At 61.0% G+C, this 24581-nt stretch carries 24 protein-coding genes; 20 read left to right on the top strand and 4 right to left on the bottom strand.

Features of this window, described 5'->3' with window-relative positions; all coding sequences use genetic code 11:
* Positions 1-21: 21 nt before the first annotated feature.
* Positions 22-5031 carry a helicase-like domain-containing protein gene (locus tag DARO_RS13065; RefSeq protein ID WP_011288278.1) on the bottom strand — a complete coding sequence of 1670 codons (5010 nt, stop codon included), beginning with the start codon at positions 5029-5031 and terminating at the stop codon, positions 22-24.
* Positions 5032-5522: 491 nt separating this feature from the next.
* Here DARO_RS13065 and DARO_RS13060 point away from each other — a divergent pair, with 491 nt between their 5' ends.
* The 14 genes from DARO_RS13060 to DARO_RS12995 all read left to right on the top strand — a co-directional run bounded on the left by DARO_RS13060 (position 5523) and on the right by DARO_RS12995 (position 15826).
* A complete protein-coding gene (locus DARO_RS13060) occupies positions 5523-6881 on the top strand; it encodes a hypothetical protein (RefSeq protein ID WP_011288277.1) in 1359 nt (452 codons plus the stop codon).
* Positions 6882-7027: 146 nt separating this feature from the next.
* The gene (locus DARO_RS13055; protein ID WP_011288276.1) at positions 7028-7603 is read left to right on the top strand and encodes a hypothetical protein; all 576 of its coding nucleotides are present in this window, start codon (positions 7028-7030) and stop codon (positions 7601-7603) included.
* Between the two features lies 1 nt (position 7604).
* The gene (locus tag DARO_RS13050) at positions 7605-7850 is read left to right on the top strand and encodes a hypothetical protein (RefSeq protein WP_011288275.1); all 246 of its coding nucleotides are present in this window, start codon (positions 7605-7607) and stop codon (positions 7848-7850) included.
* Positions 7851-7952: 102 nt separating this feature from the next.
* Positions 7953-9716 (top strand): PRTRC system ParB family protein, encoded by a 1764-nt coding sequence (locus DARO_RS13045; RefSeq protein WP_011288274.1) that lies wholly within the window; start codon positions 7953-7955, stop codon positions 9714-9716.
* Positions 9717-9793: 77 nt separating this feature from the next.
* On the top strand, positions 9794-10273 hold the full coding sequence (locus DARO_RS13040) for a PRTRC system protein E (RefSeq protein ID WP_011288273.1): 480 nt from the start codon (positions 9794-9796) through the stop codon (positions 10271-10273).
* A gap of 86 nt (positions 10274-10359) precedes the next feature.
* The gene (locus DARO_RS13035; protein WP_011288272.1) at positions 10360-10794 is read left to right on the top strand and encodes a PRTRC system protein C; all 435 of its coding nucleotides are present in this window, start codon (positions 10360-10362) and stop codon (positions 10792-10794) included.
* Positions 10791-11810 carry a PRTRC system protein F gene (locus DARO_RS13030; RefSeq protein WP_011288271.1) on the top strand — a complete coding sequence of 340 codons (1020 nt, stop codon included), beginning with the start codon at positions 10791-10793 and terminating at the stop codon, positions 11808-11810. The genes DARO_RS13035 and DARO_RS13030 overlap by 4 nt, the downstream gene beginning before the upstream one ends.
* A gap of 17 nt (positions 11811-11827) precedes the next feature.
* Positions 11828-12568, top strand: a complete 741-nt coding sequence (locus DARO_RS13025) for a PRTRC system protein B (RefSeq protein WP_011288270.1) — start codon at positions 11828-11830, stop codon at positions 12566-12568.
* Positions 12565-13269 (top strand): PRTRC system protein A, encoded by a 705-nt coding sequence (locus DARO_RS13020; RefSeq protein WP_011288269.1) that lies wholly within the window; start codon positions 12565-12567, stop codon positions 13267-13269. Before DARO_RS13025 ends, DARO_RS13020 begins: the two co-directional genes overlap by 4 nt.
* Positions 13257-14072, top strand: a complete 816-nt coding sequence (locus tag DARO_RS13015) for a PRTRC system ThiF family protein (RefSeq protein WP_011288268.1) — start codon at positions 13257-13259, stop codon at positions 14070-14072. The genes DARO_RS13020 and DARO_RS13015 overlap by 13 nt, the downstream gene beginning before the upstream one ends.
* Before the next feature lie 89 nt (positions 14073-14161).
* The gene (locus tag DARO_RS13010) at positions 14162-14419 is read left to right on the top strand and encodes a type II toxin-antitoxin system Phd/YefM family antitoxin (RefSeq protein ID WP_011288267.1); all 258 of its coding nucleotides are present in this window, start codon (positions 14162-14164) and stop codon (positions 14417-14419) included.
* A gap of 3 nt (positions 14420-14422) precedes the next feature.
* The gene (locus DARO_RS13005; RefSeq protein WP_011288266.1) at positions 14423-14836 is read left to right on the top strand and encodes a type II toxin-antitoxin system VapC family toxin; all 414 of its coding nucleotides are present in this window, start codon (positions 14423-14425) and stop codon (positions 14834-14836) included.
* A 1-nt stretch (position 14837) separates the two neighbouring features.
* A complete protein-coding gene (locus tag DARO_RS13000) occupies positions 14838-15557 on the top strand; it encodes a VOC family protein (RefSeq protein ID WP_011288265.1) in 720 nt (239 codons plus the stop codon).
* A gap of 62 nt (positions 15558-15619) precedes the next feature.
* Entirely contained in the window at positions 15620-15826 is a 207-nt protein-coding gene (locus DARO_RS12995; RefSeq protein WP_011288264.1) for a hypothetical protein, read from the top strand.
* A gap of 83 nt (positions 15827-15909) precedes the next feature.
* Here the strand turns inward: DARO_RS12995 and DARO_RS12990 are convergent, their stop codons facing one another.
* On the bottom strand, positions 15910-17109 hold the full coding sequence (locus tag DARO_RS12990) for an integrase domain-containing protein (protein WP_011288263.1): 1200 nt from the start codon (positions 17107-17109) through the stop codon (positions 15910-15912).
* 1174 nt (positions 17110-18283) lie between these two features.
* On the opposite strand from DARO_RS12990, the gene DARO_RS12985 reads away from it, so the two are divergent.
* From DARO_RS12985 to DARO_RS21785, 3 genes are read left to right on the top strand one after another with little or no spacing between them, the layout of a single operon-like run.
* Positions 18284-19312 (top strand): PRTRC system protein D, encoded by a 1029-nt coding sequence (locus DARO_RS12985; protein ID WP_041224390.1) that lies wholly within the window; start codon positions 18284-18286, stop codon positions 19310-19312.
* Positions 19312-19617, top strand: a complete 306-nt coding sequence (locus DARO_RS12980; protein WP_011288261.1) for a hypothetical protein — start codon at positions 19312-19314, stop codon at positions 19615-19617. Before DARO_RS12985 ends, DARO_RS12980 begins: the two co-directional genes overlap by 1 nt.
* Positions 19618-19645: 28 nt before the next feature.
* On the top strand, positions 19646-20590 hold the full coding sequence (locus tag DARO_RS21785; RefSeq protein WP_049758691.1) for a CFI-box-CTERM domain-containing protein: 945 nt from the start codon (positions 19646-19648) through the stop codon (positions 20588-20590).
* 149 nt (positions 20591-20739) lie between these two features.
* Here the strand turns inward: DARO_RS21785 and DARO_RS22880 are convergent, their stop codons facing one another.
* Positions 20740-21003, bottom strand: a complete 264-nt coding sequence (locus tag DARO_RS22880; RefSeq protein ID WP_157037211.1) for a hypothetical protein — start codon at positions 21001-21003, stop codon at positions 20740-20742.
* A 48-nt stretch (positions 21004-21051) separates the two neighbouring features.
* Positions 21052-22497, bottom strand: a complete 1446-nt coding sequence (locus DARO_RS12970; protein ID WP_011288258.1) for a site-specific integrase — start codon at positions 22495-22497, stop codon at positions 21052-21054.
* A 336-nt stretch (positions 22498-22833) separates the two neighbouring features.
* On the opposite strand from DARO_RS12970, the gene DARO_RS12965 reads away from it, so the two are divergent.
* Genes DARO_RS12965 through DARO_RS12955 form a run of 3 tightly spaced genes read left to right on the top strand, consistent with a single transcriptional unit; the run spans position 22834 to position 24554 of the window.
* Entirely contained in the window at positions 22834-23151 is a 318-nt protein-coding gene (locus tag DARO_RS12965) for an H-NS histone family protein (protein ID WP_011288257.1), read from the top strand.
* A 3-nt stretch (positions 23152-23154) separates the two neighbouring features.
* The gene (gene surE / locus DARO_RS12960) at positions 23155-23895 is read left to right on the top strand and encodes a 5'/3'-nucleotidase SurE (protein WP_011288256.1); all 741 of its coding nucleotides are present in this window, start codon (positions 23155-23157) and stop codon (positions 23893-23895) included.
* A gap of 26 nt (positions 23896-23921) precedes the next feature.
* Entirely contained in the window at positions 23922-24554 is a 633-nt protein-coding gene (locus DARO_RS12955) for a protein-L-isoaspartate(D-aspartate) O-methyltransferase (RefSeq protein WP_041224389.1), read from the top strand.
* The last annotated feature ends 27 nt before the right edge of the window (positions 24555-24581 follow it).

Below are 24581 nucleotides of genomic sequence, written 5' to 3'. Positions count from 1 at the left end.
CGACCGTGGGGGTAAGGTTAATCAAGCAGTTTGCCGCAGATCTTCGGTGTCGATTTTCCCGATGCCCGCCTCATCTTTGTCCAGGTCGAGTTGCCTGAGCAGTTCGCGCTGCCGAATCAATAGATCGGTCAGGCGGCCTTCATACTCGAAGGGGCGGGTCAGTTCCAACCGAAGATCCTCCAGCCTCTTTTGCCGGGTTGCCAACAGTGTCCCGGCATCGGTGTGGTGCTTGGCTATCGATTCCAAAGCACCAAGCAGGGCGGCGACGAGAGCCGGACCCGTTTGATAGGGATCGGCCTGGTACAGGCAGTGCCCGGACAAGTAGAGATTGGGCACTTCACCGCTCCGGGTGGCTCGCACACCGAGATCGAAGCCGCCGAAGCGGCCGACGACGCGTTCGATCGGGCGGTTTGCCGTCTGCACTTCGTCCTTCGCGGACTTCACCAGGCCGCGCAGCGCCTCGCCCACGGCATCGGCGCCGACAATCCGCCGGCGGCCGAGTTCCAGGGCGAGGCCCTGGAAGGTTGGGGTTTCAACTCGTTCCAAATCCTGTGCATAGAGCGCGATCTTGTTTTCCAGCGCCTCGATCATAATCGGCAACCGGCTCACCTCGCCCTCATTGGCAAAGCGCTGGTTGCGCCACACCGAGAACAGCGTCGAGAACTTGGCTACCTCCGCGTCTACACCGGCTTTCTCGATCACCAATGGATTGCCCGAGGCCAAGGCTTTCACCTCGGCGTAGGACAGGGCCGCCAGTTCTACATCTTCCAGCGAACGGATTCCCTTGTCGCCGGCCATGACTTGAGCGATGAAGCGTGCCTTGGTTTCCAGCGTCTGCCATGAGTAGCTGTCGAAGCTTTGCTGGGTGACGTAGCGGAAGATTTCCACTTCCTCGCTCAGATTGCCCTGGCGCAGGATGCGGCCCTCGCGTTGCTCAACATCGCAGGGACGCCACGGGGCATCCAGGTGATGCAGGGCCACGAGGCGCGTCTGCACGTTGGTGCCCACCCCCATCTTGGCGGTGGAGCCCAACAGCACCCGCACCCGGCCTTCCCGGACCGCCTTGAACAGCGCAGCCTTCTGAGCATCGCTCTCGGCGTCATGGACGAAGGCGATTTCCTTCTCGGGAATGCCCGCTGCCATGAGCCGCGCCCGCAAGTCGTCGTAGACGCTGAACGTCTTGCCGCCCTTGGGGGACGACAAGTCGCAGAATACCAACTGCGCACCGCGGAAATCCATCGTGCGCTGCCAGATGGCATGCACTTCCCGCACGCAGGCAGCCACCTTGCCGTTATCGTCGAAGCGGGCCGTCGGTGCCACCAGCCGGAAGTCCAGCGCGGCCTTGCGGCCGTCGGTGGTCACCGCCAGCATGTTGTCGTCCTTCGGATCGACCTCGCCGTTGCGGATCGCCTCGGCGCGCAACACCAGGGTCTGCACGAAGGCCTTCAACGACGGGCTGGCCGGGCAGGCGACGACTCGCGGCTTGCCGCCACGCAACTTTGGCACCGGCAGGGCCAGCATCTCCGCCGTGCGGATGTCGGCCACTTCGCCGAACACCGCCATCAGCTCGGGCACGTTGATGAACCGGGCGAAGCGCGTGTGCATGCGATAGCCGCTGCCGTCCGGCGCGATTTCCAGCGCCGTCACGCTCTCCCCGAAGGTCGCCGCCCAGGCATCGAACTGTTGTAGCCCAAGTTCCTCCAGCCGCTTGGGCTGCAGGTAGCGCATCATCGTGTGGACTTCGGCCATGGTGTTGGCCACCGGTGTTGCCGTCGCGAACACCACGCCGCGCTGCGCATTGCCGTGGCGCTGCATGGTGTAGCGCGTCTTCAGGAAGAGGTCGAAGGCGCGCTCCGAACTGGTCAGCGGCAGGCCTGCCACCCGGGTCATCTTGGTGAACCGGTAGAGGTTCTTGTGCAAGTGGGCTTCATCGACGAACAGCCAGTCGATGCCCAGTCGCTCCCAGGTCAGCAGATCGTCCTTCTTGCTGTCGGCGGACAGCTTTTCCAGCCGGACCTGCCAGCTTTTCTTCATCGCCTCGAGTTGCTTGACGATCCGGTTCGACCGGTCGTTGCTCTTCTCGGCGCGTACCGCCATTTCTATTTCATGGATGATCTCCTTGATGTAGCCCTCGGTGAATTGCGGCGACAACTTGATGCGCTCGAAGCTCGAGTGGGTTATGACTACCGCATCCCAATCGCCCGTGGCGATGCGTGACACCAACTCGCGCCGGCGATCGCCCTCCAGGTCTTCCTTGCTTGCCATCAACACCGAGGCGTTCGGGTAGAGCCGGACGAACTCCGCGGTGTATTGGGCCAGCATGTGATTGGGCACCACATGGCAAGGCTTGTTGGCGAACCCCAGACGGCGCAGTTCCATGCTGGCAATGACGCAGACCGCCGTCTTGCCGGCACCGACCACGTGAAAGAGGCCGGTATTTCCGGACTGCACGATGCGCCAAACGGCATCCGGTTGGTGCGGATGCAGATCGAAGCAGCGGGAGAAACCCGGCAACTTCAGGTGCGAACCTTCGAAGTGGCGCGGCCGCGTCGCATTGAACAGATCGTTGTAGATGCGGCACAAGCGCTCGCGGCGTTCAGTCTCCGAAAAGGCCCAGGTTGCAAAACGTTCTTTGACCAGGCCCAGTTTTTCCCGGGCGGCCAAGGTTTCGTCGGCATTGACGTAGTACTTGTCGGTCTCCGGGTCGCGGTCGCGCACCGTAGGCACCTGGACGTTCAGCGCGCACTGCACCAGTTCGATGGCGTTCATGCGCGAGGTGCCGAATTCCTGGGTTACCTTGACGTTCTGCCGGGCTTCCCACTCGCCGTACTTCACCGACCAGGCACCAGCCTCGGCCGAGTAGCCCACTTGGCAGTCCTTCAGTTCCAGCACTTCCTGGACGAAAGTCTCGACGTCATGGGCCGGAACCCACACCGCGCCCAGGCGCGGCTCGATGGCCGCCGGCGGCAGATCCTCGGGCTGTACCCGTTCCAGCGCCTCGACATTGCGCCGATACGCCGGTCCCGACAGCGCCGCCTGTTTGAGCTTCGTTTTCACGTTGCCCGACAGGTAGTCGTCGGCGGTCTTCCAGTCCCCATCCATCGGGTCCAGGAAAATGTGGCCGGCGCTGGCAAGCATAGCCATGACTTCGGCTTCCGGTGCTTCCAGCAGCCCGGCCATGTAGGCCGGATCGACCCGGCCTCGCCACTGCACCGAGGCGGCCAGTGCCTCGCTCGGTTCGCCTGCACGATCGGGTTCGACTACGCGGCTCAATGTGCGCTGGGAGAACAGCGCCGCCTTGCGCGCCGTGCCCGATTCCTCATCGTAGTGCTCCAGGGACAGCAGCAGCGGATAGTCCGGGTCGCGCCGAAATGCCAGCGCGTTGGCCCGGGCCGTCAGGCAGCCGTACTTGGCGACGAAGCGGTCGTAGGTGCCGTTGAGCATGGCCCGCTGGTGACCCAGACGACCATTGTTCTCGTCCTCCAGTTGCGCATCGAGCAGGGTCCGGGCATGGTCGCGGATCGCGCACATGCCGGTGATCTGGCCCCGCTGCGTGGCATTGAGTTGGTCATGGACATCGACCAGTTCGCCGCCTTCGACCCGATGCACCCGCCCTTGATGCAGACGGAAGCTACCGGGACGGGCACCGGCTTCGGCCGGCACCACGACACGTAGCGGTGCCGTTGCGTGCTTAACCGGCTCGAAGACGCCGGTGGGCAGCAAGGCGATGCGCTCGCGCAGGGCCGCTTCCAGGTCGCCCTCGAAAACTGCCATCGGGACTTCCTCGTAGCCGTTGCTCTCGCTACGGATGCGACCGATGCAGAACTCGGGGTGCCGCATGTACCATTCGTTGATCGGCAGGTAGCGATTCGGCGGTGCCAAAGGGTGCCTCAATTCGTTCGGCACCGCGGTGATGTCCAGCCACTCGGCTTCGACCGTCTCCGAGCGTTGCCGCTTGCGCAGGAACAGGATGTCGGTCTGCACCTCGGTGGCGGCGATGCCGGCGAAGGCACCTTTCGGTAACCGGATGGCCCCCAGCAGATGGGCCTGGCTGGCGAGATACTGGCGTACCGTCTCTTGCCGGGACTCCATCGTGTGGCTGCTGGTGATTAGGCAGACCAGCCCACCGGGGCGTACCAGGTCGATAGCGCGCCCGAGAAAATAGTTGTGGATGTTGTAGTGGGCATAGGCCCGGTTGCTCTGGTCGGCGACCTGGTACTTGCCGAAAGGAACGTTGCCGATCACCAGATCAAACCAGTTCTCGGGCAGCGGCGTTTTCTCGAAGGGAGCGATCCGCACGTCCGCGCCGCCGGAGGCATAGAGCGCCTGGAGGATGCGACCCGAAAGGCGGTCGATCTCGATGGCGGTGACGGTGCTGCACCCGGCCAAATCCTCCGGCATGGTGCCGATGAAATGGCCGATGCCGGCAGCGGGTTCGAGCACGCGGCCGCCGCTGAAGCCGAATCGATGTATTGCCTGCCACATGGCCTCGATCACGTGAATCTCGGTGTAGTGGCTGTTGTTCACGGAGGCCCGCCCAGAGGCGTAATCCTCGGCTGGCAGCAGGTCCTGCAACCGTCGGGCGCGTTCGGCCCAAGCGGGCTCGTCCGTATCCAGGTTGAAACTCGCCGGCAGACCGCCCCAGCCGGTGTAGCGCAGGAGGGCCTGGCGCTCTTCCGCACTGGGTATGCGGTTCTCGTTCTCCATCCGTTGCAGGGTGTCGATGGCCACCAGATTGGCCTCGAACTTGGCGACGGCGCCGACCGGATAGAGCCGGCCGGCACTGGTGAGGCGCGGCCACAGGATGCGTGGTGCGGCCTCGACGACCTGGCTGGTCGTGCGCCAACTGGCGCGGGCAACTATGGCAGGTTCGGGCGTCTCGATCTGAGTCGCTTCGATGCATTCCGCCAAGGCCGCGTCCACCGTCGGAATGACGATGGGGATTGCCAGTTTCGGCAGGGTAGGGGGCTCGGGCTCGTCCGGATCGAATCCGGGCAGCCACATGGAAGGCGCAGTGGAACGACGGGCCATGGGTGTTCTCCAAAGAAAAATGAGGAACACACCGCTCCCGGGGGAGGTGTGCTCCCCGGCGGGATGGCAAAGGCATGGCGTTGACCGATGGTTTGGTCACGGACAGGCGCGAGGAAACTGCATCGGACTTCAAGGTGAAGTCGACGGCGTGGGCAAATTGGATGTGCCTGGGTTCAGGGAACCGGTCGACGGGCGTCGGCAGGCATGGGTCTCAGTTCGGGATGAAGTGCGGACCCCGGACAGGGCGGCGGTGAATCGTCAAGGCAGGCAGGTAACGACTGCGGCGCCAGCGAGGCTGGCTTCAGGGCGATGGGTTTCGCCGTGAAGGCTGTGCGGACACCATGCCCGCGGATAGCACTTGCAGTTTGGCGGCGAGTAAGTAAGGGCTCAAGAGTGCGGTGAAAGTTGCCAAACTCAAGCGCCTCTAATTGGAGGGGCTTTTCCGTCACAATTCCCGACAAGACAATCCAACAGGGAAATCGGGAGCAACGATGGCGATCGTCAGGGAGCACAATTTCACGCTAGCCACTGCGCGCCACGTCTTTTTGCATCCATCTCGTGGCGTAATTTTTACCGCCGATGGTTTACCGCTGGCCGAGGCCGAAAAAGTAGGATTCTCGCCGTTGATTATGTACGGCGTTTCCTTACCAGGATTGCCGGATATTGCCGTCCGATTTGTGCGCCTCGACGCCCCGCGCCCGATCATCGATGTTCTGACCGAGTTCTGGGATTGCCTGCCGGAACTGCGAGGTAAGCCCGAGCGTTTGCGAATCAGCCGCAACTGCGCGGCCGCCGACCAGGGCTTTATCGAGGTGCTTCAGGGCGCGGGCATCGCGATCGATGTCGCCGCGTCAAACGATAAGTCTCATGCTGCGGTACTGCGAAACGCACAGAAGGACGCCAGGCAACTTCAGTTCTACTTGCCGAAATCGCTAGATGAACTCCACCAAACCGCAGACAAGGCTTTCCGTTTTCGTTGCCAGCATTTCAGCAAGGTCGCCCAGCGCGAACTCGCCAATCAGTGGAAAGTACTTCCGTTCGTTGAGCCAAAGGTCGACGTACCCGACAACATGGACTGGATACCGGGGGATTGGCTCTCTGCTTGGCAAATGAACGTCCCGGCAAACCTCCCGCGCTACCGGGACGCATCGAACGATCCAAAACTGAGAAACTGGCTCTTCTCAGGCGATGCGGATGATGCGATGGCCGATCCGATCAGCGGGGATATCCCTGCTAAGGAGCCTACGGAGTATTTCGATAGCACGGCAAGCAAGGAGGTCAGCAGCATGATCCAATGCTGGCCAGGTGGCAAAAAGGCAATCGCCGATTCGATCGAGGTCACCGTCAAGGAGATCAGTTGGATGATCGCCGGGCAGCAGGCTCTGCCGCCGGAAAAATTCGACCGCTTGCTGGATATCCTGGGTTTCCAAGCCAAGCATGAATATTACGAGCCAAGCAAGCCGTGCATTCTGATTGCCGAGATGGGAAAGCACGCACGAGAAGCCTACCTTGCCTTGACACACGGCGGAGACTTGGCGCTTTCCATCGACGCCGTGCCGGATCGAGGCGTACCGGACCCAAGTTGGCAGTACCTGACTTTTGCTGCCCATGGAAGCCAGCCGAGCGTCATCATGGTCCCGCGAGGGAGCAGGGTCAGTACACAGATGCCTGACTACTTCATGAACTATACCGGGACACAAACAATTCCCGAGAATGTCTACCGGGACATCGTGGCAACATGCGCGGCCATTGGGCGGAAGCCTGCCCAGAACGTCGCGTTGACGAAAGGCCTTTACCAGCGGCATAGCGAAACCTTCGATGGACTTATGCGATCTTCCCGCTACTACTAATCGGGCTCCGTGATTTTCCGATTGATGCGGTCCTCCTGTCACGTACGCCGGGAAAGCCTATCGTTTCTGATTTTTTCCATATCCGATGAGTTGTTCTGATTCAGACTGGGTCTTGTAAATAAACGATCGGATGAGACGCTGGGGGCATGGATACCTCTGCGACTCGTTTGATCGGCCCGCTCTACCACGGCACCCGCGATACTGCCGCCCGCACCATCTTGCGCGAAGGCTTCCGGCGTTCGCGCTCCCGCAGTTACACCGGCACTGGCATCTGCCTGAGCGAGTCACTTTCCATCGCCTACGAATTCGGGATGTATGAGACGGGCGGTTGCGTACTGGAGGTGCGACTGGCGCCGAATGCCCGCTGGACGGATCAACTGGACAGCAAGGCCACAAGCCGGGATGTGTGGGACGAGTTTTTTTCCGAGTCAGGCATGGATGCGGTGCGCAACTTCGGCGGCAATGTCTGGGTGGTGTGGAACCCGACCGTGCTGGTGTCCATCACCCGCTTGAGCTACCGCGAAGCGATCCGGTGCCTGTGCGCCGAGTTCGATGAGGATGGGCCGCAGTGTGGCTACAACGGCGTCGTCTCCGACTACGCGAACCTCTGGTGGAAGCAGGATGCCACCGACCCGAACCTCACGCGGTTTCCCGATCATCGCCAGCAGTTGATGGGGCGCCTGAAACGCTTTGTTGGCCGCACCCACTCGACGAGCGCCTGATATGCCTCTGGAAAAAAACCTGCGCGATCGGATTACCTTGGAGGAGCGCATGGCGCTGATCGAGGTCCGTCACCTGCTCGACAAGGCACAGCAGGCGTGGAATCGGATTGAGAGCGGCAAGCAGTGCGAATTGAACGCCGTGCACCACGATGAAAACTCGCTGGCCCACTGCCTGCAGTGGGGCACGCAGGCGGTGGAAGAAATGATGGAACTGACCAAGGGCGCAGGCAAGCTAGCCAATACTTGACGGGTGCCCCGAGGGGGCGGGGGGCGTTTTTCGGTCCGGGCATGCCCTTGAAGGCCGCCCATCCCGCGAGAGCATGAAGGTATCCCACCGCAGGAGACCCTCATGGAAACACCCGCCACGCCCACTTTGCCGCTGCGCCTCATTGTTCAGGGCAAGAACCCCCGCGAATACTTCGATCCCATCGAAATGGCCGACCTCGAAGCTGGCCTACGCGCCGCCGGTCGCGTCGTCCAGCCCATCATCGTCCGTCCCATCCCCGGCACCGATCTGTTCGAAATCGTGGCCGGCGAGCGCCGCTGGCGGGCCGCGAAGAACGTCTTCGGCGACGACTACGACATGCCGGTGGTGATCGAAGCCCTTAACGACGAGGAGGCCGAGGCCATCGCCGTCATCGAGAACCACCACCGCGCCCCCATGTCCCATGCCGAGGAAGCGCATGCCGCCAAGCGCCAGTTGCTGCGCCACAAGGGCGACAAGGAAGAGGCGGCGGCGAGCCTGGGCTGGAAGCCCGAACTGCTGGAACGTCGACTGGCGCTGCTGACCTGCACGCCAGCCGTGCTCTCTGCGCTCACCTGCCGCCAGATTCAACTCGGCCACGCCGAACTGCTGGCTGGCGTCCCACCCGACAAGCAGGATGCGGTGCTGACCGGCGTCCTTGCGCACAAGGTACCGGTGGGCGTGCTGAAAGAGCAGTTGGGCCGCTTCGCCCGCCAGTTGTCGGCCGCCATCTTCGACACTGCCCCATGTTCGGCCTGCCCGCACAATTCCGCCCGGCAGGCGGGGCTGTTCGATGAATCCCTCGGCGAAGGCTACTGCCAGCACCCCACCCACTATGACGAACTGACCCTGCTAGCCGTCGAGGCCAAGGCCCAAGGCCTGCGCGACCAGTATCCACTGGTCCACATCGTGAAGGCGACCGATGGCAGCGCCTATCTGCCGGTCGCGGTGGACGGCGAATTGGGTGTCGGCGCTGCGCAGTACACCGCCTGCCAAGGCTGCGCCTCGTTCGGTTGCGCGGTGTCGGCGCTGCCTGGCAGCTACGGCGACGTGACCCACGCGCAATGCTTCTACGCGGCCTGCCACACGGCGAAAGTGGCGGCTTGGCGTAAGGCGCAACGCGAGAGCGGGCAAGAAGCCCCTTCAGGAACCGGCAAGACGCCGGCCAAGCGCAAGCCATCCGGCGCGGTGCATCCTGCTGCCACTGTTGCGCCGCCTTCGAACCAGACCCCGCAACGGGTGAAGGACTACCGCGTTGCCCAATGGCGCAAATGGGCGGCGAGAGAACTGATGGCACAACCTGAGCGCAACCGGCGCGTGATGATCGCGCTGGCCCGCGCCGGCCATACCGGCGATGTCCGCACCGCCGAGTTCGGACAGGTCGCCCAGCGGATCGCCGGGCCGTGGGTAGTCGAGCGCCTCGACTTCGCCACCATGCTGCCCGAGGCCGAGGCCATCGACCCGCAGCATCTGGAGCAGTTGATGTTGGCGGTCACCGCCTCGGCGGCCTTCGGCGTCGGTTTGCACGATCTGGAAGCCTTGCTCAACTATATCGAGGTCGACGAGGGGCGCCACTTCAAATGGAGCACAGAGTTCCTCGAACTGTTCACCATCAGCGAGTTGGAATCCCTGGCCAGCGAGGTCGGCCTGAAAGCGAAGATGGGGGCGGCTTTCAAGCTGGCTCGGGCGAAGAAGAAGGGCGATTTCATCAAATCGCTACTGGCCGTGCCGGGATTCGCCTACGAGGGTACCTTGCCCGTCGTCATGCAGTACCCGCGCCGCGCCGTTTCAGCAGCGTCCATCGTTCAGGCAAACGACGACCTCGCGGTTTCAGCGGTCGAGTCTGCCGAAGAAGCCCTTGCTGCCTGAGCGGCTCAGCCACTGGCAAACCCCCAATGCCTTCGTAGCATGGTCTCGAAGGCATTTCTTTTTTGAAGGAGCGTGACATGACGATGTTCAAAGAGCTTTACGAATTGGCGACCAGCGCTGCGCTGACGATGGTCATCAGCGCCGACGAGAAGAGCGGGCGGATGACGATCAACGTGGTCCCGAAGCCCAAGATGGACGTGGACGAGCCGGCCCTGACCAAGGCATTGAGCCTGACGGCCACGCCGGACGAATTCGATGCGGAGTTCGTCGGGGTGTTGAAGGGCTACCGCGAGGTTCGCCAGAGCCTTGTCGAACAGGCCGAAGCGACACAGGAAGTGCTGCAAGCGGCCAAGGCGGCATCGGCTAAGAAGGCGGGCGAGGCAATGACCAAGGCGGTCAAGCCTGCCCCCCAAGCCGCCGCGCCGAAGGCCCCGGTCAAGGCGCAGACCGACACCGCCGATGACTTGGGCGATGACGACGCCGGGGCCGCTGGCCGCGCACCGCAACCGAGCGCTGCAACTACTGCCGACAGTGCTTCTTACGATCTGTTCGGCTGAGGTCCGGCCTTGAAAACGGGCAGGGCGGCGAGAGACTGATCGCAAGGGCCTCCCGGTGGGAGGCGCCAGACGACAGGAGCCAAACCATGACGATTGCAGTCAATGAAATCCGGCGGGTCTTCCGCTACAACGGTGTGCAGTTGCCCGATGTTCCGGGCATGGAGCCAAAGGAGGTCCGCGACCTCTACAGCGCCCAATACCCCGAACTCATCAGCGCCGAAATCGAGGCGGGAGATGTCGTGAATGGGGTGCAGGAATACACCTTCCGCAAAGCGGTCGGGACCAAGGGCCGGACCGGTGGCGAAGGCGAACGGCTTGCCGCCCTCAAGGCCGCTGTCGCGGTCGAGATTGAGGGCCGCACGGACGCCACCGGCAAGCTCGCCCAAGCCCTGACCCGGCGCGGCACGCAGGAGCGCGGTAGCGCTTGGGGCGCCTTCGTTTTGCGCACCCGGCGCGATGGGAACGAACGCCAGACGGCCCGCATCCTGCCGCCCAGCGACATGCTGGCACCGCTGCCATGATGGCTCTCGTTTTGCCGCGCATCGGCCCGCAGGTGCCGCGCAGCATCGCGCCGGGGCCGCTCTTGGCGGCCAACGCCATGGTATCGCGCTTCCTGATCGAGGCCGAGGCCTTCGACGAGGCCGACATTCCGGTGACCTGGAGCGACTCTCTCGACGCCTGCCGGCAGGCGCTCGATGGCTGGCTCAAATGCCAGATCGGCGCGCTGCATTGCCTCACGCCGCGCTTTGCACTGCATATGGTGTCCCGCGATGGCGAGTCCTACCGCTACTACGGCAGCCAGCCGCCCAAGGACTTCGACTTCAATGCGGTGGAAGCATCGTGGTGCGAATACCACGAGCAGGAATGGCCGGTGGGGGCGGGGCTGGAAGCCTTGAGCGCCCGCCTGCACGGCTTGGGCACGGTCGTTCTGCATGTGTTGTGCCGCCAGAGTGCTTTCGTCTATCCGCTGTTTACGCCCGACATCGCCTGTGACGTGGCGACCTATCTCTACTGGTGCGGCGAGGATGATGAGGAAGCCGCCCTCGATATGAACTGCGGTGAGGACGAAGAAGAACGCGAGGCGATGCGGGCCGAGATGGTCACCAAGTCCATGCTGGAGGCGTCTTTTCCCGCATGGACACGGCGCTGGCCGCGTGGGCTGGAACTGGCGCAGTGCGCCCGCTTCCTGCGCCGGGCGACCAACCGTCTGTCCGATCCGGGCGCCAAGGCCACTGCCGAGGATGCGCTGGCGCTGGCTACCTTGGAAATCGACGACAGCTTCCGTCCCGACATGGAGGGTGAGTTCGTTGGTTTCGGCGCGGTGCTGTCATGGCGCGACGGGGACGTGACCACCCGTATCTACGACGATCTTCTCGAACTCGCCCATCAAGGCGAATACTGCGAGCACATGGGCGAGGTCCAAGTGCCGTTGGACGACCCCGCTGCCTTCGGTGCGTGGCAGCAGGCGATGGCCAGCCGCTTCGCGGCCATTCGGCTGATCGACCGCTTGATTCATCACCTTTCGGCAGGAAACTGATCGTGGAGGTAACGACCATGAACCAAGCCGAGTTTTTCATACAGGCCCCGAGTGCCGGCACCGTGCATCTGCGTCGGGCGGTCCTGATCTACGACGGCCAGCAGGGCAGTGCGCTGGCCACCGTGCATGACATTGAAGAGGTCGATGGCGAACCCGTTATCGGTGCCGGGCAGGCAATGACACCGCGTGCGGCGATGGACCTCGCCAAGGCGCTGCTCAAGCGCGCCGCCCACGGTGGTTTCCTGCCGGAGACGGTGCTCTACATGGATGGCGACCTGATCGTCTGGTGGATGCCGCCGGCCCGCCGCCACATCGCCTTTCGCGTCGACGCGGAACAGGCAGAGGCCTTCGGCGGGCAGGAACGCGGGGAGAGCGTGCCACATCCGGGACTAGTCTTTGCAGCATCCAGTCGTGTCTGGCGGGTCTGGGCGGTGAAGGGGGCAGGGCGCCCGACCCCGGCCACGGCCTTGTTCCAAGTGCCGTACTTCAACGTCAACGTGCAGGGCAACATCTGCCACGGCAACGCGCCGGTGCCCGAGGGCACCACGGTCGAGAAGATCGCCGCGTGGAACGATGCCTTCCTGCGCAGCTATTTCACCCACCCCAACGGCCCCGGCAAGCTGATTCGCTATCGCGGTGGCGCTTACACCTTCTGGCGGGACATGCTCGACGGGCGATTCCAGCGCTTTCCCGAGCGAGTGCTGGTCGATGTCAAAACCACGCTGGGCGGGCTACTCGGCCTCACGGAGGAGGCATGATGGATGTGCGCGACCTCGCCTTGCAAGCGGTCTGCCCCGTCATTGCCGCACCGCGCTTCGGCCCGTTGCCCGACATGGCGAACGGCCAGCGCATCATCCTCGCCGCCAACGGTGTCTTCGTGCAGGTCAAGCTCGACTGGCTGGACTGCATCCAGCGGCTCTCGCCCGCGCTGCCGATCACGCTGCCCTACGGCGGCATCGAGGAGCGGCTTGCTTTCACTTTCGGCGTATTGCCCATCCGGGTGATCGAGGCCTTCATCGAAGCCGCTCGCCGGGGCCTGCCCAACGAAGTGGCGGGAGCGCTGATCTACTCCCGGCGCAACCAAAGTCTGCGGCTCGCGCTGTGCGAACCCATCGAGGTATCGCCTCACCAGATCGATTACCGGGTGCCGACGATGGATGCCGACGAAACGCTGGCCGTGGACCTGCATACCCATGGCTACGGCAGCGCGTTCTGGTCGGCCAAGGACGATGGCGACGATCAGGGCATCAAGGTGGCCGGCGTGTTCGGCTGTCTGCACCAGCCCAAGCCGCAAGCCCTGTTTCGGCTGGTGGTCAACGGCAGGTTCCGCCCATTGCCCCATCCGTGGCAGGCCGACACCGACACGGCGTGTGACGTGGCGCCTGACCTTGAGTCCGGCCTGCTGCGCCGGATACTGAATTTCTACCAAGGAAGGAGGTTCGGACCGTGGAACACCTGATCGATCCCGCATTGCTCGACCGTCGCGTCAGTATCCATCTGGTCGGCGTCGGCGGCAACGGTGCCCAGATGGCGGCCTGCCTCGCTCGCCTCGACATCGCCATGAAGGCGTTCGGCCATCCCTACGGCCTGCACGTCACCGCTTTCGACGCCGACCGGGTGAGCGAGGCCAATGTGGGCCGGCAACTCTACAGCCCCGCCGACATCGGTAGGCACAAGGCCATCGTAACCATCCACCGCCTGAATCAGTTCTACGGGCTCGACTGGATCGCCCATCCGACGCGCTACGAAGCCTTCGAGACGAACCGCTATTCGCCGCTGAGCGCCGACATTCTGGTGAGTTGCGTGGACAGCCGCTCGGCGCGGCGGATTCTGCATGAGGCTGTATTCGATGGCGGCGGGCGCTATCGCTATTGGCTAGACCTCGGCAACACCGAGGCGAGCGCTCAGGTGGTGTTGGGGCAGGGGCCGCGCCGGGCAAAGGGCGAGGTAAACCTGCGCCTACCCTGTGTCACCGAACTGTTCCCCGAACTGTTGGACGCCTCGGTTCCGGATGACAACCGGCCATCGTGCTCGGTTCGTGTATCGCTGGTTTCCCAAGGGCTGTTCATCAACGATGTGGCGGTGCGCTTCGCGGCGCAGTTGCTCTATGAACTCTTCTCCAAGGGGCGGCTCGACCAGCATGGCGTGGTGGTCAATCTCGACTCGAAACGGACCGGCCCCATCGAGGTCGATCCGAAGACCTGGGCACGCTTCGGGTGTGTCATGGCGGACGAGCGTCAGGACGAGGAAGAAGCGGTCTGAGTGCAAAGGGTCAGGCATTCAACGATGAATGGACGGGGTGAGGAATTGGTTATAAACTAGTCAGGTGACTAGTTTATTTGGAGGTCGTCATGAATACATGGCCAGTTCAGGATGCAAAAGCGAGATTCAGTGAGTTTCTGGCAGCTTGTTTGTCGGAAGGGCCGCAAATGGTGACCAAACGCGGGACGGAAGCTGCGGTGCTCGTACCGGTTCAGGAATGGAAGCGCCTGCAAGCGGCGGCGCGGCCTAGTTTGAAAGCGCTTTTGCTGTCCGTTCAGCCTCGCGGCGAAATCGGAATACCGCCACGGGGACGAGCCAGGCGTCGCAGCGTTGCCGAGATCGGGTGAGCGGTGTTTCTTCTCGATACCAATGTCGTCTCGGAACTGCGCAAGCCGAAGCCACATGGGGCCGTCGTGGCGTGGCTGGAATCGGTCGACGATGCGCACTTGTTTCTCTCTGCCGTTACCTTGGGTGAAATTCAGGCGGGTATCGAACTGACCCGTGAGCAAGACGCGGCAAAAGCATCGGAAATCGAGGCTTGGCTGGCGCAGGTCGCATCGGCCTACAATATCCTGCCGATGGATGCGGCAGCTTTCCGGTGCTGGGCAAAGCTCATGCACCGCAAATCGGATACGTTGTACGAGGATGCCATGATTGCAGCGACCGCGTTGGTTCATGGCCTTACCGTGGTGACCAGAAATACTGCCGATTACAAGGCGATAGGTATTGAGACCTTCAACCCATTCCAATGTTGGGGGGCTTAGGGTGGCGCGCTGTTTCCTCGATCACATCACCGTTACCGCCTTCTCCCTTGACGCAGGCGCTGCCTTCGTTCTTGAGACCCTTGGTGTTTTCCCGCAGGTCGGCGGCGAGCACCCGCGCATGGCAACCCACAACCTGTTGCTGCGCCTCGGCGACTCCACGTTCCTTGAGGTTATCGCGCCAAATCCTGCGGTCCCTGCGGCTTCGCGGCCTCGCTGGTTTGCCCTTGATAGCATCGGCTCTCAGTCGCCGCCGTCCCTCTCCACGTGGGTGGTTCGCACTTCAGATATCCGTGCCACTGTTGCCGCCTCCTCCGAACCACTTGGAAATGTCGAGCCCATGAGTCGTGGTGCGCTCAACTGGTTCATTACCATTCCCGCTGACGGTTCAGTTCCGCTGGACGGTATTGCGCCGGCGCTAATCGAGTGGCACACCGATGTTCATCCCGCCGCCAAGCTTGAAGATAAGGGGCTCTCTCTTGTCAAACTTGAGATCATGCACCCAAACCCCGACCGTGTCTCTCGGTTGCTTTCATCGCTGGAGCTTGATGCTCCGGTATCCGTGCTGTCGGCGCCGTCTGGTGAATCGGCGCGTTTGGTCGCGCACATCAACACACCCCAGGGGCTTCGTCTCCTGTCTGCCCACCAACCCCTCGTTCCAGGGGACCGCCGGCAAGCTGCGCTTGCCGGTTCGCTCCGGGCTGCGCCCTCCGCCGGCCCCTGAACTCAAACGATGGATGTGCCTTGGGGCAGTTGGGCCTGAATTAAGCAAGCGAGAGGTGATCTGTGATTGACCATCCCATCATCAAGCAGTTTGAAGCGCATGCTGAATTGCTGGACATTAGCGGCAGCGCCGAAGCCATCGACGATGCCGTCGTCCAGTTGGCCATCTGGATGGATACCCTGGAACTTGCCGAGGACGATGAGGCGCTGCTTTGTCGCATCGGGGGAATCCTCTACCGGGAGGGATTGCGGCGCCGCATGGAAAGCTGAAGGAACTCCAAAGGCAGGAAAAGCGGGGGCGGGGAAGTTTCCCAGTTCCCCGTTTCGTTTTGAACGGGCCGCATGGCCCCAGTTCAATGCCCTCCGGGTGATTTTTCCGCATCGGATGTGCAGGGCAGGCTGTCTTTTGCCTGGTCCTTCAACGCCGCTTGTCGTGGCAGTAGCCCACCTAAATAAGCGCCTGCCGCCCTAGCGCGATTGTGTCCGGCCAGCCGGGCGGCCGAGAGTCTTGCCGCCGCGTCCTCCTCGGGAGGCACATCACCGCCGCCTCGGACCGGTGGCGTCCCGCCAGCCTTGGTCGTGTAGTGGTCGATCATCGCTTCATGGCGCAGCCCGTGCGCCGTGGCACCCAGGCCGTCCGCCGTGATGCCGAACTTCGCCATCACATAGTCGAAGCGCCGCAGGTTGTGCTTAAGACTGTGGCGAGGATCGCCCAGATGCGCCTCCTCTCCCGGAACGACTGCCTGGGCGAATTCTAAAGCTGCGATGCGTTGCTCTGAATCCAGTGGCACAAAGCGCCGCCTTCCACCCTTCGCGCCTTCCTTGATTCGCACGTAGTTGTCGGCCTGCCTTTCCCCGGGTGGCAGGCCTGTGGCTTCGAAAGGCACCACGCACAGATGCGGGCGGATCATCACTGATTCCTTGCGGCGCAGGCCGAACGTCCGGATCAATCCCAATGAAGCGCCGACGTAGCGGTCGAACGCAATGACCTGTTCAACCACGGCGTCGATATCGATGCTTGCCGCCGTCCAGCTCTTGTCGCGCTGAGCGTTTTCGTCGCGCTGATATTCATTGGGCGAGAGGCCGTAGTAGGCCGGCGACCGGATGAAGCCAGGTTTTCTCAGCCACAGCGCCAGTCCACGTAGGAAGCTCAGATAAGTCTGGATTGTCGCCGGAGCGAGTCTCTCTTCGCGCCAGACGGCGACGATGGCCCGGATGTGCCGGTCACCGAGATTACGGGGATCGGGTACGGTGGCGAAATTGGCCTTCACCTTGAGGTCTCGGAAGAAACGGCGCAGGAAGTCGGCCCGTTCCTGTCGTGTCTTGTGCGAGACCGTCTTGTCGAGCGCGGTGTGCTGCGTGTTGAACAGTTCCAGCAGGACATCGAGCACCTGTAGCGGATCGGCCTTGCCCGGCCGGTAGCGGCTCAGAATCTCGGTGGGCGTGAGTGAAGCCCACTCCTGACGGCGTGCTGGTTGGTGTTGGGCAGCACGGCCCGAGCCAATGGAACCTTGAGCCCGGCGGCGGGAATGGGAAGCGTTAAAAGTAGACATGGCAAATCTCCGAAGCGAGCCGTGCGCTGTCCCGTCAACCCACAGCAGATGTATTGGGTGGAATCCATCGGTTCGTTGCGGGCGCAGATTCCGTCGCGTCCGCAAAACGTGGTCGAGTGCTTCGGCACGGTGTGCGACCACGAGCACGCCACACCTACCCAGGGATTGCCGGTGTCGCGCCTTATGCACGGCCTCCGGCTCGGTCAGTCTTAAAAATGAAACGGTGATCCGTCCGCTTCCGCATTTCTGCGTTCGACGGGATTGGTGATGCAGCCTCGCCTCGAAGGTGGGGACAACATCGGCGCGAAGGTCTGGCCTTGCGCTACAGGGGGATCAGTCCTCGATTCGTAGCGTCATCCATCTGCATGGGTCCGCCCCTGACCGAAAGTCCAGGGCAGTACAGGCGTACGAGCGGCTTCACACGCGGAGCCCAAGAAGGCTTACACGACGTGTGCTGCGCAATGCGCGTGCTCGAACGATGACGGGGAACAGGGGCGTGGCATCGGGTGCCGGCCGTTTGAACCGAACGCAAGACACGCCCTCAAGGAGCATTCGACAGGGAACTGCCGGCAAGGTCTAGCGTTGCACTACGTTTGGAACAGCTTCGGGCAGGGTCTCAGGGACCGTGCCAACCCGACTCAAGGTCGGGGCTGAAGAGGCGGGTAACGACCGCAACGCCTTTTGCTCCGCGATGGAGCAGGCCAGGAGGCCTCGGGAGCCTGTAGTTCACACCTTGAGCGAGAGTAGGTCAATGGGGGAACCAGGTAACGGCCCCCAGATGCAGGGGCTTGCGGATGGCACTTGAAACCGAAACACAGGGTGCGTTTATTTTTCAGGCGAAGACCGGAGCGAGGCCAAATAAGGGCTTGACGGGCGCTAACTCGGCCTCTGGTTACCACCGTGAGCGTTTCGACTTCTTGCCGCAGTTTTCCCTGGGATAGCCGCTGGAAATGTGGCCTTGACGTACCCCGATCCAGTGAGAGCGTAGTGCGACGCGGAAGGCGCTTGGGCACCCGGCGCAGGAACTTGACTTTCATCGCAACTCAGGTCGACTGGACTTCGAATATGGTCGAGGCTGATTGCGATAGCCGGGGTAAGCAGAGCGGGTTTCGCGTGGACGGACCGTATCGGGATGCCGATGCTGGCCGCTCGCAAATCTATAGAGGAGCCTCACATGGACTATATCGTCAGAGCGGTGGATGTCGGTTTCGGCAACACCAAATACGTTAGTAACGTGGTCGGCAGCGATATTCGCTGTACCAACTTCCCCTCAGTCGCTTACCCAAGCATGCGCGAGCCCTCGGGGCAGCCCGGCTACGAGCGGCGCAAGACGGTCGCGATCCCGGTCAATGGTCTCTTCTACGAGGTCGGCCCAGAGGTAGAACTGGCTGCGGACACGTTCCGCGCAACCCAGATGCATGATCGCTACACCGAGACGCCGGAGTACACGGCGCTACTGAGGGGGGCGTTGGCCTTGATGAAGCAGCCTGAGATCGATCTGCTGGTCGTGGGGCTGCCGGTGGCAGCGCTCACGACCAAGAAGACGGCCCTCGAGAAAGCCGTGACCGGGACGCACGATATCGGCAATGGCAAAAACGTGGTGGTTCGCAAGGCGCTGGCCATTGCCCAGCCCCAAGGGGCATTGGTCGACTTTGTCGAACAGCACGGGAAGACGACCACCATCGAGCGGGAACAAAGCCTGATTCTCGATCCGGGTTCGCGCACTTTCGACTGGTTGGTGGCTAGAGGTATGCGCTTGGTGCAGAACAAGAGCCATTCAGTAAACCGAGGAGTCTTCGACATCCTGCAGGCTATTGCGGCTGAGATCGGGCATGACATCGGTACTCCTTACAACGATATCGAGGCCATCGATCTGGCCTTGCGTACCGGAAAGAACCCGGTGATTTACCAGAAGCCCTACGACATCTCGCGGGCCATGCCCATGGCGCATTCGATCGCCCAGCAGGCCGTGGCCTCGATGATGCGCTGGATCGATGCGAGTTACAGCTTCCAGAACATCATTCTGGTGGGCGGTGGCGCCTATCTCTTCAAGAAGGCGGTGAAAGAGGCGTTTCCCAAGCATCGCATCCTCGAAGTGAAGGACCCGCTACACGCCAACGTCCGGGGCTTCCAGATTGCCGGCATGAATCACGTGGACAAACTCTTCAGCGGTACAGCCACTGCGACCCATGGAGGTGCGTGATGAACGAGAAGAAAACGCTGGAGCACGAGACGATCCGCTTGTTGTTCGAGTTGGACCGGGCTGACGACACGCAACTGTACGATGACCTGATCCGCTTCAAGAAGGGGACGAAGCGGATCAACCGGTTGCGCTTGCTGGCGCGCGAAGGGGTAATTGGTCAATTGAGCCTTGCTGGGGGCGGCATGGTGCCGCGCCTGGTCCAGGTGTCAACTGCGAACAGCACCGCCGCCGAGTTGCCGACGGTGCCAGCGATCGCCATGCCGTTCGCCTCTGAGGTATTCGGCGAACCAATCACCGATCGTTGATCCAGCAGTGCGGATCAGGAGGATATCCATGGATCAGAAAGACTTTCGGGTTATCCACGGCTGGGTGGACGACATAGTGCGCGATCATGCGCGCAGCGGGTATCGGCTGCTAGTTAGGCAGGACGAGTGGCAAGTGGCCGATCTCGCTTTGGATCAGCTGCTTTGTTCGATGAAGCTTGAGGACGAGGTGAGCGTGGTGGTCGCAAGCACGCGACCTGGCCGCGTGTTGGTTCTTGTCGACCGCACGACGGGCGAGGGGGCGAACTTCGTTCGCGAAGGAATACGGCGGTGGCCTGGCGAAGGTGACCTGCTGGTGATCTTGGCGACCGCCGGATACTTCACGATCGCCTTGGGGTGGATGGCCCTGCCAGCCTTGCTGTGCTTCGTGCTGCTTTACTGGCTGGTGACGCACCGAATCCCCGAGGCGAAGCGACGGCGCGCCACGACACGAATTGACTACTTGATCGACCGGGAGTATTGCCGCTGGCACGCGATGCGGACCCGGCAGGGGGGGGCGGTGAGAGCCAATCGCCGGCCACGCTCCGGCCGGCGCGAGCGTGTCAGCGCATCGAAGCTTGCCCAGATGGGTGTCTGTGAGCGTCTGGTGCTATTCGAGTATCGTTATGGTCAGCGGCGCTCCGCCCAACAGCGAAAGGACATGGCTCGAGGGGGCCGAGAGCACCGGTGTTTCTTTCGGGAAGGACAGGTGCAGCCTATCCGCAAGGGGCCGTGCTTTATCGCCACCCTCGTCTATGGCGAGGGGCGTGAGGTCTCGGCACTGCGCTTGTTTCGCGATCGGGTACTGCGTCGCTCGATGCTTGGCCGAGGTGTGATCCTAGCCTACTACCGTGCGGCACCGGCCGTGTGCCGGATACTCGCGGGGCATCCGTGGCTGATTCGGGCGATGCGTGCGCTGCTTCGCCCTGCTATCTGGATGGCGGCAGGGTTGGAGAGGTGGAGGGGAGGGCGATGATTGAGTTGATGATCGCTGGTGCCGTCTTGATCCTCTTGCTCATCTGGGTACTTTGTCGTCTGGAGCGCCAAGGGGATCAAACTTGGTTACCGCGGGAGTTGCGACGGTCGACGCTTGTCTACGCAGAAAAACTATTCCGTGCCCCTGGCCTAATAACCCTGACGGCGAAGGTCGACCGTGGATACCGTGATCCGGCCGGGATCATTATCCTTGTTGAGCTGAAAAATCGGCAGCGTGACCGCGTGTCCCCATCGGACGTAATTGAACTCTCCGCGCAGCGGGTGGCTGTTATGGCGGAGACAGGAGGGCAGGTGGCCTTGCATGCCTATGTGATCGTGCAACGACCATCGGGTCGCCGTGTTGTTCACCGAGTCGGATTGCTCGATGTTGTCGAGGTGGGAGCCTTGATCCAACGGAGGGAGTCGATTCTGATAGGAAGAGCAGCCCCCCGATGTTCGCGCTCAGTTCGTCTGTGCCGTGGGTGTGTTTTTCAGCGCCGGTGTACGGAGCTGCCGTGGTGCGCCGGTCCCTGAGGCGGCATTTTTGCGAGCCTCGGGTGATTTCTTGGGGGGCGGTATGTTCTTGGCGGCGGAGTCTGCTGTGTTGTTCATATGGAGTCCCGCCAGACGTGTCAAATTCTTACCAAGGGCCTTCCAGGCAGCCTGCATTTCGTGCTCGTATGTATGCCGTTGGTAAACACGCTTCGTCCGATTCTCTTCGATATGGTTCAGGCAATGCTCAACGACATCGGGTAGCACATGTAGCTGCGTCATCATTGTGGCGCCAGTTCTCCTCAAGTCATGGGGTCCCCATTTGCCACCTGGTAGTGCCAAGGCAGAGGTAGATTTGCTACGCCGTTTCATCGGCTCGCTACTGCGTTGCCTATCCCCTAGCTGTTTGGTTATCGACTTGCTGGAGAGTGCCTTCTTGCAATCTCGGCCTGGGTAAACCCATGCAATATCAGGATTACTAAGTACTTTTACTTTACGGAAGTGCTCCACGGCGAAGTCCGACAAGTAGATTTCGTGAGGTTTGCCATTCTTGGTTTCGGGGATACGCCAGCGTCTGTTGTCAAGGTCAATGTCAGACCATTTCGCGCTCGATAGCTCCCCGATTCGGCAGAGCGTTGCAAGGACGATCCAAACCGCCGCCTCTGTTTGCGGCATCAGTCTTGCGCTGGGCAGTTGGTGGCGCAGCGTTTGAATTTCGGCTCGGCTCAGAACGCGCTCACGTTCAGTGTCCGGACCGCCGATCTTGACCTTTCGAATGCTGGCGGTTGGATCGGCTTCGATGTAGTCTCGATCGACGGCAAACCGGAACATCTGCCGTACTAAAGAAAATACAAGTTTGGCCATTCGGTTCACGCCTCTTGCTAACAGAGGATCAGTGACCAGTGTGATGTGACCTTTCTTGACATCCGTGACGAGGAGGGTGCCCAACTTCGGTAGCACATCCTTTTCGAACATGCGCCGGACTTCTTTCCCTCCGTCTTTGCGACGTATGAGATCGACCTCGGCCCAGTGCTCAAATAGCCCTCGGACGGTGAGCCTCGTCTGCTGGGCGACAATTTCGTCAAGCCGCTTCTGTTGTTTTTCTATTTCTTCCAACTGGTCGACTTTGACCTTGAGTCGTTCCGCTTTGCGGCGTTCTGTTGGATCGGATCCACCGTCAACCTCTACTTTCAGTCGGTCTCGTTCGGAGCGGATCGATGCGAGAGATAGCTTGGGCCAAGCACCGACAGCAATTTGCTTCACCTTGCCGTCGAAGCGGTAGCGCCAATCGAAGTAAACCGACGCCCCGTTGGCACCGCAGCGTACCGACCCAATCAGGCCACCATCTTCGCGAAGTTTCTTGCCCTGGTCCTTGTTGCCAAGTGCCTCAAGTTCCTTGACGGTCAGCTTACCCATGCTTGCCTCCTTGTCTGGGGGAGGTTAGTGGGGTAAAATTCCCCCCACATTTCCCCCCACAACTTTGCCGGATGTGGTTGGATTGTATGGGACGATGCTGGAATGGTAAAGGTATTTTTCTACATACAAAACAATGTGTTGAGATGGTTTCTGGGATGTCGTTGGATGCTCTGGGATGCGCTTTTACCCTCATGGGGTGCAAGGGGTCGCGAGTTCGAATCCCGCCGCCCCGACCAAATTAAATAACCGGCTTTTGCCGGTTTTTTAATTTGTGGCGTTGATAAATATAATAAGACAAATTAAATTATTGCCACGCATTTAAATAAGGAGGTAATCATGGATTTGTCCACTTTGACTGTGTCTCAGTTACGTGACTTGCAGCAACAGATTCCGGCCGAGATTAAGCGCCGTGAAGCTCAGGAAAAAGTTAATGTCCTGAATGAATTACGTGCCTTCGCAAAAACCCGCGGTTATGCCATCGAGGAATTGCTGGGCAAGGAAGCCAAGGTAAAGGCTGCGACCGGGAATAAGGTCAAGGTTAAATATCGTCATCCACAGAATCCTGAATTGGAATGGACCGGTCGTGGCCGCAAGCCAAAATGGGTTGAAGCCTGGGTGGCAAATGGTGCCACCTTGGAAAGTTTGTTGGTCTGATCCATGCGTATTCTGCTCAGTAATGATGACGGCTATTTCGCACCGGGTCTTGCCGCACTGGCTGAAGCTCTGGATGGTCTCGGCGAGGTCGTCGTGGTTGCCCCTGAGCAGAATCGCAGTGGTGCCAGTAATTCGCTGACACTGGATCGGCCGCTGTTGCTAAAAAAAGCGGCCACTGGTTTTTATTTCGTGAATGGCACGCCGACTGACTGTGTCCATCTGGCTGTGACTGGCATGCTCGACAAATTGCCGGATATTATTGTGTCCGGAATTAATCTGGGTGCCAATATGGGCGACGATACGATTTATTCCGGAACCGTTGCAGCAGCAACGGAAGGGTATTTGCTGGGGATTCCCTCCATCGCTATTTCCATGACTAGTTTTGAGGGAAATAACTTTGCCTCGGCTGCTCGGGTGGCGCGTGAATTGGTTGAGCGTTTTATTCGCAATCCAATTAGCGAGCCGGTTTTGCTGAATGTAAATGTTCCCGATATTTCCTATTCCGACCTAAAGGGCACAGAGGTGACTCGTCTTGGTCGTCGGCATAAGGCGGAACCAGTTGTCAAAATGCAGTCGCCTCGCAATGAGACCGTTTACTGGGTTGGTGCTGCAGGTGCGGCGGCGGATGCGGGGCCGGGGACTGACTTTAATGCGGTCGAACGAGGCTTTGTTTCGATTACGCCCTTGCAGATTGATCTGACGCATTCGGCGCAGCTATCCCATATCGATCAGTGGATGAAGTGAGTCAAGGCGTGTTGCACGGTATTGGCATGACTTCGCAGCGGACGCGGGCGCGCATGATTGAGCGCCTGCGCGAGAAGGGGATTCGCAACGAGGCGGTTCTCAAGGCAATGGCGGCTGTTCCTCGGCATGTCTTCGTTGAAGAGGCTTTGGCTTCGCGGGCTTATGAAGACACTGCGCTACCGCTTGGCATGGGGCAGACTATTTCCCAGCCTTTTGTCGTGGCTCGGATGATCGAACTCTTGCTCAACGGGCGAAGTTCTTTGGGTAAAACCCTGGAGGTCGGTGCAGGTTGTGGTTATCAAGCTGCCGTTCTGGCGCAATTGACCAAGGATGTCTATGCCGTTGAGCGGCTTGGTCCATTGCTGGAAAAGGCCAAAGCCAACATGCGGATCTTGCAGCAGTTCAATGTTCGCCTTAAACATGCCGATGGACAACTTGGCTTGCCCGAAGCCGGGCCATTTGACAGTATCATAGTCGCTGCTGCCGGTTCCCACGTTCCTCCTGCACTGCTCGAACAGCTTGCGCCAGGTGGGCGTTTGGTCTTGCCAGTTGGGGCTGGTGAACAGTATCTTAGCTTTATCGAACATACGCCTCAGGGATATGTCGAAACGCGGCTTGATGCCGTACGTTTCGTCCCGCTACTTTCAGGAACGCAATGATTCGAATCGCCGCTGTAATTCTTTCTA

The sequence above is a fragment of the Dechloromonas aromatica RCB genome (assembly GCF_000012425.1).
This window is presented reverse-complemented; position numbering and strand designations above follow the sequence as displayed.

What these genes read in the sequence shown, in the direction of transcription:
- DARO_RS13065 (WP_011288278.1), bottom strand. Translation starts at nt 5,031, where the DNA reads ATGGCCCGTCGTTCCACTGCGCCTTCCATGTGGCTGCCCGGATTCGAT.
- DARO_RS13060 (WP_011288277.1), top strand. Translation starts at nt 5,523, where the DNA reads ATGGCGATCGTCAGGGAGCACAATTTCACGCTAGCCACTGCGCGCCAC.
- DARO_RS13055 (WP_011288276.1), top strand. Translation starts at nt 7,028, where the DNA reads ATGGATACCTCTGCGACTCGTTTGATCGGCCCGCTCTACCACGGCACC.
- DARO_RS13050 (WP_011288275.1), top strand. Translation starts at nt 7,605, where the DNA reads ATGCCTCTGGAAAAAAACCTGCGCGATCGGATTACCTTGGAGGAGCGC.
- DARO_RS13045 (WP_011288274.1), top strand. Translation starts at nt 7,953, where the DNA reads ATGGAAACACCCGCCACGCCCACTTTGCCGCTGCGCCTCATTGTTCAG.
- DARO_RS13040 (WP_011288273.1), top strand. Translation starts at nt 9,794, where the DNA reads ATGACGATGTTCAAAGAGCTTTACGAATTGGCGACCAGCGCTGCGCTG.
- DARO_RS13035 (WP_011288272.1), top strand. Translation starts at nt 10,360, where the DNA reads ATGACGATTGCAGTCAATGAAATCCGGCGGGTCTTCCGCTACAACGGT.
- DARO_RS13030 (WP_011288271.1), top strand. Translation starts at nt 10,791, where the DNA reads ATGATGGCTCTCGTTTTGCCGCGCATCGGCCCGCAGGTGCCGCGCAGC.
- DARO_RS13025 (WP_011288270.1), top strand. Translation starts at nt 11,828, where the DNA reads ATGAACCAAGCCGAGTTTTTCATACAGGCCCCGAGTGCCGGCACCGTG.
- DARO_RS13020 (WP_011288269.1), top strand. Translation starts at nt 12,565, where the DNA reads ATGATGGATGTGCGCGACCTCGCCTTGCAAGCGGTCTGCCCCGTCATT.
- DARO_RS13010 (WP_011288267.1), top strand. Translation starts at nt 14,162, where the DNA reads ATGAATACATGGCCAGTTCAGGATGCAAAAGCGAGATTCAGTGAGTTT.
- DARO_RS12990 (WP_011288263.1), bottom strand. Translation starts at nt 17,109, where the DNA reads ATGTCTACTTTTAACGCTTCCCATTCCCGCCGCCGGGCTCAAGGTTCC.
- DARO_RS12985 (WP_041224390.1), top strand. Translation starts at nt 18,284, where the DNA reads ATGGACTATATCGTCAGAGCGGTGGATGTCGGTTTCGGCAACACCAAA.
- DARO_RS12980 (WP_011288261.1), top strand. Translation starts at nt 19,312, where the DNA reads ATGAACGAGAAGAAAACGCTGGAGCACGAGACGATCCGCTTGTTGTTC.
- DARO_RS21785 (WP_049758691.1), top strand. Translation starts at nt 19,646, where the DNA reads ATGGATCAGAAAGACTTTCGGGTTATCCACGGCTGGGTGGACGACATA.
- DARO_RS12970 (WP_011288258.1), bottom strand. Translation starts at nt 22,497, where the DNA reads ATGGGTAAGCTGACCGTCAAGGAACTTGAGGCACTTGGCAACAAGGAC.
- DARO_RS12965 (WP_011288257.1), top strand. Translation starts at nt 22,834, where the DNA reads ATGGATTTGTCCACTTTGACTGTGTCTCAGTTACGTGACTTGCAGCAA.
- surE (WP_011288256.1), top strand. Translation starts at nt 23,155, where the DNA reads ATGCGTATTCTGCTCAGTAATGATGACGGCTATTTCGCACCGGGTCTT.
- DARO_RS12955 (WP_041224389.1), top strand. Translation starts at nt 23,922, where the DNA reads ATGACTTCGCAGCGGACGCGGGCGCGCATGATTGAGCGCCTGCGCGAG.